The sequence below is a fragment of the Clostridium sp. 1001275B_160808_H3 genome (assembly GCF_015550425.1).
In the GTDB taxonomy this organism is placed as follows: Bacteria; Bacillota; Clostridia; order Clostridiales; family Clostridiaceae; genus Clostridium.
On sequence record NZ_JADNAT010000010.1, the window covers coordinates 114,665 to 121,475 of the forward strand.

General features: G+C 29.1%; 4 protein-coding genes. 1 reads left to right on the forward strand and 3 read right to left on the reverse strand.

The window, feature by feature from the left end:
• Positions 1-7: 7 nt before the first annotated feature.
• Positions 8-277 (reverse strand): DUF1292 domain-containing protein, encoded by a 270-nt coding sequence (locus I2A75_RS09400; protein WP_195264216.1) that lies wholly within the window; start codon positions 275-277, stop codon positions 8-10.
• 162 nt (positions 278-439) lie between these two features.
• Between I2A75_RS09400 and ytaF the strand changes: the two genes are divergently transcribed.
• Positions 440-1,063: a sporulation membrane protein YtaF gene (gene ytaF, locus I2A75_RS09405; protein WP_195264217.1), complete on the forward strand. Its 624-nt coding sequence runs from the start codon at positions 440-442 to the stop codon at positions 1,061-1,063.
• 44 nt (positions 1,064-1,107) lie between these two features.
• Here ytaF and I2A75_RS09410 read toward each other — a convergent pair whose 3' ends face one another.
• Positions 1,108-6,012 (reverse strand): CehA/McbA family metallohydrolase, encoded by a 4,905-nt coding sequence (locus tag I2A75_RS09410; RefSeq protein WP_195264218.1) that lies wholly within the window; start codon positions 6,010-6,012, stop codon positions 1,108-1,110.
• A gap of 455 nt (positions 6,013-6,467) precedes the next feature.
• Positions 6,468-6,811 (reverse strand): LPXTG cell wall anchor domain-containing protein (locus I2A75_RS09415; protein WP_195264219.1); only part of this gene is annotated, 344 nt, incomplete at its 5' end.

Here is a 6,811-nt window from a genome sequence, read left to right on the forward strand (position 1 = left end):
CCTCCAATTAATATAATAATTTTTTATATTCTTTTTTAACCGCTAAAAATTCCTTATCATCTTCAACTAAGTTTAATTCTTCTTTTCCATCTACATTATCTACTCTAAAAACATACACATCTTCGCTCTTTTCATCCATTGGAGCTAATAACAAATATTCTTTTTCTTCTAAATAAATTCTTGCTACAGCTTCAAAGTCTATTTTATTACCATCTTCATCTAAGAAACTCATTATCTTCTTTTCATTATCTTCTAAGTTCAATTCTTTATTATCCATTTTGTTCTCCTTTAATTTAATTATCAAATAATATTTTATATTTAAAAAAGATTTTTTACTACTATTTTTTTATTAATTTAGATTTATATTAAATCACTTTTTGTAACTATATAAATATTTTTTTCATATTATGAAGTAAAAATAATTTCTGAGGACAAATTTATGATTGAAACAATAATATTAGTTTTATCTGTATCAATAGATTCATTCATAGCAAGTATTGCATATGGAACTAGTAAAATCAAAATTCCACTGACCTCTGCTTTCATAGTGGACATAATATCAGCTAGTATGCTTGGACTTTCTCTTATTGTTGGTGGATTCCTTCAAAATTATATATCTGCTAATGTTGCAAGAATTATGAGTTTTCTTATACTTTTTCTTTTAGGAGTATATAGACTCTTTGAAAGTTTATTAAAATCTTATATTAAGAATAAATCAAATAATTTATCACCATTAACTTTTAAATTATTTGATTTTAATATTGTTCTACAAGTATATGCAGATGAAACAAAGGCTGATTTCGATAAATCTAAGATACTTACATCAAAAGAAGCATTTTACCTTGCATTAGCCCTATCACTAGATAGTTTAGCTGTTGGATTTGGTAGTAGCCTTATATCTATTAATTATATAGACGTTTTTATAGTCGCTCTTTTAATTGGTATAATAGCCATTTTACTTGGTGCTTTTATGGGAAAGAAGTTTGTTGAAACTACAAATATAAACCTTTCTTGGCTATCAGGTGCAATGCTTATAATTTTAGCTTTTCTAAGAGCATTCTAAAGGCTGCTAAAGATAATTTAGCAGCCTAAATTTTTTAATAGAATTTATTTATTTTCCATCTTTTTCTTTTTGCTTAATAACATAAATGCTCCAGCTCCAACTATAATTATACCTACAATTATTAAATAAATAGGATTATTCCCACCAGTAGCTGGTAAAATTACTCCACTTTCATTATTAGCTTTTTCTGCAATTATAAACTTACTAAAATGTGGTGTTTTAAAAGTTATTTCATTTCCATTTATAGTTGTTTCTAATTGTTCAAATGTCTTAGTTTCTTCATTATAATAAAATACAGCTAAATTAGCCTTATTTAAGCCTTTTAAATCTTCATCTGTTAACTTTAAAGTTACAGTTGCAACTCCATCTTTAAAGCTATGAACTGTAACTACTTCTTCGCCATTCTTAATCAATAAGTTGAATTCAAATACTTTTTTAACTCCTCTAATTCCAGCTGTAATAGTTGCATCTTCTTTAACCTTCATTTCAAAAATTATACTTGAACCTTCTTTTAATAGTTCTTTATCAATTAAGGTAAATGGTAGTAGTATAGTATTTTCTCCATTTTTAATTTCAAAAGATCCATTTCCAGTTTTTATAGCTTCTATATCTTTTATTTCAACTCTAATTTCATTTGATGGAATTTTTATAACTACTTGATTCTTTCCATTAGGATTTTCTACTTTTTCAACTATATTTTCTACAGGATTAGTTGTTCCATTATCATCCTTATCGCTCTTAACAGTAACTTCGCATGTAGCTTTAAAGCCTCCATCTTTTGTTGTAACTGTTATTGTTGCTTTTCCTTCTCCTATAGCTGTTACTTTTCCATTTTCATCTACCTTTGCGACTTTTTCATCACTTGTTGTCCATGTAACTTCTTTATTTGTTGCGTTTGCTGGTGAAATGCTTGCCTTTAATTCTAAGCTTTCATTTATCTTTAATTCTGCTGATGTTTTATCTAAACTTATTCCTATTACCTTCACATCATCATTGTCTTGTAACTTTTCAATTTCTGCTGAATCTCTAACTCTTAGTCTATGACCTTCCGGATCCTCAGATGCAAGTCCAATTGCAGAAACTTTATCTCCTACGTTAATTCTAGCCTTCCATTCATCATCTACTCCAGGATTTTTGCTACTTCTAACGTAACCTTCTACATAAACTCTTGATTCTCCAGAACCATCATTTACAAATATACTTTGTCCTTCAATCCTAGTTACTTTTCCTTCAACCTTAACTAAAAGGCCTTCTTTTTCTTCTAGCATGCTATCCTTTGTTGACAGTTTAATTAGCTGTACTAAATTAATATTTTCATCAATAATTTTAAGCCCTAAACTTTCATTTTTAAGAGCTACTTGTGCATCATTTAAATATGATGAAACTTTTCCTTTAATTCTTACCTTTTGACCTAATTTTACTGATGTAGTCGAAACTCCAAATATAGTTAACCCTGCTGTTTCATCTTGAATATAAATAACATCAAAGAATGAATTTCCAGGTGCTGCTACGTTAGATGCTGCTGTTACATATCCTTCAACTACTACAGATTCACCAAATCTATCTGGAAGATTATCTTTATTAGCATCTATTCTTACATCAGCAATTTTACTTATTGGAAGTTCAGGTGCTGAAGCAAGTTCTTTTATAACTTTTTCTGTTATTTGATAATTAGAATAATCTAATCCATCCATCTCAAAGTTTGAGAAGAAGGTAGCCCCTGACACTACAACTTTTGCTCCATTACTTAAAGTTTCAACTGCTAATCCCACAACTTCACCTTTTCCTACTGGAGTATTATCCTTTTGGTTATCAGCATCATTTCCGTAAGTATTTGCATGACCTCTTACTAAAACATCTATGTTTGATTTATCTGATGGCATTATAAGTGTTGAACCGCTATAAAAACTATATTTTTTAGTTGTATCTATGCCATTCATCCAACTACTTTCTAAATTATAATCATCAAAATATAACCTATAGTTTTGACCACCATTTTCACTATCATCCGTTGCTTGATCATCATTAAATCTTATTTTTGCTCCTATTGCTTCAAGTACAGAATTACCTTGTCTTGCATTTCCATACTCATCCTTAGCATCTCCATAGTCAGCTTTAGAAGTTATTGCAATATTTCCACCATTTTTAACAAATCTAGCTATTGCAGCTAATTCATCGTCAGTATATTTTTGAGGAGTTAATCCATATGCATCCTTAACTGTACTTTGCGGATCTGACATTATAAGCAATGATGCTCCATTTAATACTTCATCTGTTATAAGTTTATTATTTATAACTGACTTAACTTTATTTTGTGCCATTAAAGCAGTTAATGTTGTAATTTTACCTGAATAGTCTCCTGATACATATTGATTTTGATGTGCTCCATCTATAACAACTTTAGAAACTTCATTTGCTCCTAAAACTTCAACTTCAATAGATCCTTTAAATTCTTTAACTTCTCCATTAATAGTAGCTGTTACTTTTACCTGGAAAGAATAATCTCCAGCCTTCTCAAATTTATGTTTTAGCTTTGCTACTATTGATGATCCTGCATCTACTTTTTCAATAGTTTGAGTATCTATGGCTTCGCTTCCATTGTTTAAATAGTATTCTACTTTAATATTATTTATAGCTGTTGCTTCATTATTATATATAGTAGTTCCTATATTGAATTCCTCACCAGCAATAATTACTTCTGTGTCAGAATCTACTGTAGAAACCCCAAAATTTTCTCTTTCTCCAACCCAAACTGCAGATGTAACAGCTATATCACTATCTGCTTCATCTACTCTTACATAGTAATATGAACTTGTTGATTTATCTAATGTAAATGACCAGTTCTTAGTTGTAGAATTTACATTATCAATTGACTTAACAACTTTACCACCATCGCCAATTATTGAAATCTTTTTAATATTATCTCTAGAATCCATATCTTCGACATTAACATTAAATTCTAGTGAATCTGTTTGTGGTATTATTGATCCCATTGTATTTCCATTAACTTCATAAGAAATTTTTAAATTTTCATCTTCTGTTGCATAAACTCTTCTTTCTTTTATTGCATCATAAACAGACTCTCTTGAAAGATCAGATGCTTCTACAACAGTTCTTGCAGTGTTTGCATTTCCCCATTTACCTTTATGGTTATCTTGATTATTCGTAGGGGCAACATGCCATCCTTTATCAAGTGCTCTTGTATAATATTCATATGAAGGGAAATATCCTGATCCTCTAATAGCTCCTTCACCATTTCCAACTTCAATTAATGTAACTTGCTTATCTATTTCAGCATCATAATAGGCAAAGTCACTAAAATCTCCAAAAGTTTTTCCTGGGTGATTTAATTGTGACATGGATTGTTTTTGGGTTTTTAAAGCATTATAGTAATTTTTCAAATCCATTTTGCTATTTGTTCTTGTCTCAAATCCTGGCGTATTAAAAGTATTAATATGACCATATCCACCAGTAGAACCTGACCAAGTCATTTCATATCCATAAATAGCTACGAAATCTCCATTTTTATTATACCTATCTGCAGCATTTAAACCCTTTTTCCAAGCTTCACTCATTGATCCATCAGCTATGCTCGCTAATTTATCATTATCAAACCAATTTGAGTGATCTGTTACAGCTAAGAAATCTACTTTTGCAGTATTTTCTGCATATTGATATGCCTCATCTACAGTTCCAGTACCATCTGATATATTAGTATGAGAATGTAGCTGTCCAAAATATAAGTTTTTCTTAACTTCTCCAATTGTAAACTTCCATTCTTGAGCTGTTAAATTTCCTAAAGAATCTTTGACTTCAACTAAAACAGTATGAGCACCATCTGCTAAATCTTCTCCTACAGAATATTTTATAGTTTTATCATCTTTAGATATGTTACCGCTTACATCTTTTCCATCAAGTGATAACTTAATTGAATCCATAGCTATTCCTGATTCATCTTGAAAAGTTGCACTAATTTCAGGACGTCTTAAATTTCCTATATTTTGTCCATTTGCTGGCTTTAAATCACTAACTGTTGGCCCGATCTTATCTGTAGTTTTATTTACTTCTACTCTACATACTGATTTTATATCAGGTTTTATTGTTGATTTAACTTCTATAATTGCTTTTCCTTCTTTAACAGCAACAACTTTCCCATCTTTATCTACTGTTGCTATTTCAGGGTTTAAACTTATATATTCAACACCTTTTTCAGTAGTATTTTCTGGGGTATAAGCAAGTGTTAAACTTTTATTTTCTCCAACTTCAAGATATATATTTTCATCAATTTTCAATCCAATTAATGCAATGTCTACAGATGAATATTTTGAATTTCTAGGAGTTGGTTCTTTTGCGTAAAAATCATTTCCATTATTATTAGTATCCCAACCATTAGTTATTCCATTATTTGATCCGTCATTATCTTTACGATGAGCACTCAAACTAGCGCTAATTGCAGGTGCAGCCTTATCTCCTTCAAAAGTTGTCGCTGTTCCAATACCAACGAAATCTATAACTGCTCCTTCAGCATTGACTACTCTAACCTTTAAATTTGAAGCTCCCATATTTAAGTTTCCTAGAATATCTGGATCAGGTAAGGGTTCTTTTCCACCATCAACACTTGTTCCAGCTACTTGTTGAGTTAAACAATATCCATTTGCCTTAATTGTCCCACTTAAGTTACAATTATTTTTTCCAAACTCTCCTGTGGCACTTGCATATTCTATTTTCCAACCTGTCAAATCAATATCATTATCAGTTGGATTATATAGTTCTATGAAATCGTTTTTATATTTAGATCCAAAATTTCCTCCACCGCCATATACTTCACTTATCACTATACTACTTGCTTTTTCTGCTTTAACTTCTTTTACTGGTACAGTTATTAGTCCTAATATCATTGTAAGTGCCATAAATGAGCTTAACATTCTGCTTTTTAAAAGCTTTTTCATATTCATCCCCCTTAAAATATTTTAATAAGCTCTTGATATAAGTATTTATCCTTATACCTTTAATAAATTATGCCAAACTTAAAATGTAAATTTAAATAGAATCTCTTTGTACCTTTCCCCCAAAAAACTCCTCCTTCCACCTTTTACTAATTTAATTTTATCATTTAGTACTTCTTCTTCAAGTCGAAAATAATTATATAAAATAATTATTTTTATCTATAAATCGACCTAATGTTTAGTTTTTGATTCAATATATATTACATATTTTATTATTTTTTATTATTTATTTATTATTTAAGTACTTTTATTAAACTTTTTATATTATGTTAAGTAAATTTAATTTATTATGCTGAATAAAACTTCTGTCAAACATATTAAAGAAAATTAACAAAAGAAGATTATATTTTTATAAAAAATATAATCCTCTTTTAAAGCTATTCTTATTTATATTATTATTAATTTAAATATTCTTTCTTTTTATTAAATATAAAGAGTCCTCCTACTAATACCAATAAAAATCCGAGTATTATTCCATTCATAGGATTATTCCCACCAGTAGCTGGTAAAGTTATTCCGCTTTCATTATTAGCTTTTTCTGCAATTATAAACTTACTAAAATGTGGTGTTTTAAAAGTTACTTCATTTCCATTTATAGTTGTTTCTAATTGTTCAAATGTCTTAGTTTCTTCATTATAATAAAATACAGCTAAGTTAGCCTTATTTAAGCCTTTTAAATCTTCATCTGTTAACTTTAAAGTTACAGTTGCAACTCCATCTTTAAAGCTATGAACTGTAACTA

What these genes read in the sequence shown, in the direction of transcription:
- I2A75_RS09400 (WP_195264216.1), bottom strand. Translation starts at nt 277, where the DNA reads ATGGATAATAAAGAATTGAACTTAGAAGATAATGAAAAGAAGATAATG.
- ytaF (WP_195264217.1), top strand. Translation starts at nt 440, where the DNA reads ATGATTGAAACAATAATATTAGTTTTATCTGTATCAATAGATTCATTC.
- I2A75_RS09410 (WP_195264218.1), bottom strand. Translation starts at nt 6,012, where the DNA reads ATGAAAAAGCTTTTAAAAAGCAGAATGTTAAGCTCATTTATGGCACTT.